The organism is Geobacillus sp. ZGt-1 (assembly GCF_001026865.1).
Taxonomy (GTDB): Bacteria; Bacillota; Bacilli; order Bacillales; family Anoxybacillaceae; genus Geobacillus; species Geobacillus thermoleovorans.
Window position 1 is genome coordinate 1 of sequence record NZ_LDPD01000104.1, and the last position, 567, is coordinate 567.

The 567-nt window shown below is 39.3% G+C and carries 1 protein-coding gene; it reads left to right on the top strand.

Annotated features, from left to right (window positions below; genetic code table 11):
* Positions 1 to 71: 71 nt before the first annotated feature.
* Positions 72 to 560, top strand: coding sequence for a hypothetical protein (locus tag VU18_RS15825; protein WP_236687437.1), 489 nt, complete (start codon positions 72 to 74; stop codon positions 558 to 560).
* The last annotated feature ends 7 nt before the right edge of the window (positions 561 to 567 follow it).

Below are 567 nucleotides of genomic sequence, written 5' to 3' on the forward strand. Positions count from 1 at the left end.
AGTCACTGTCGAACTCGGGTAATAAAATTTCAATTGTTAAAATATAAAATTAAAGGAGGTATTTGTATTTTATGAACAAATCTTTCCTGCTTTCTTCGATTGTAGCTTTAGGCCTCATTGGCACCTCAGGAGTTCCGATGGCGTACGCTCAGGTGGATGCGCAAGTGAATAAGGCGAAGATCCAAATCGAACAAGAGATGGAAAAGAAACAACGAGAAGAGCGGCAAGAAATCATAAATTTAATCAATGAACCTGTTGATCAAGAAGCCGTGAAGAAAGAAATAGAGTGGATGAAAAAGAATGCTCCTGACAAGTATAATCAAGTTATTAGCGGGCAACAGGCAAAAGGGGTATCAGCATTAGCATCAAGTGGTGCCTTAGGAACTAATGGGGACATCTTAATTACTTATGATAGTGAAAGTTCTGGATGGAATCATGGTCATGCTGCCATTGTCCGTTGGGATGGTGAATATATAATTGAAGCATGGCCAGGTGAAGGAGTCCGCTACTACGTTAACAACTGGAAAACACGTTGGAAAACATGGAAAGATGATGTATAAAATTTTG

What these genes read in the sequence shown, in the direction of transcription:
- VU18_RS15825 (WP_236687437.1), top strand. Translation starts at nt 72, where the DNA reads ATGAACAAATCTTTCCTGCTTTCTTCGATTGTAGCTTTAGGCCTCATT.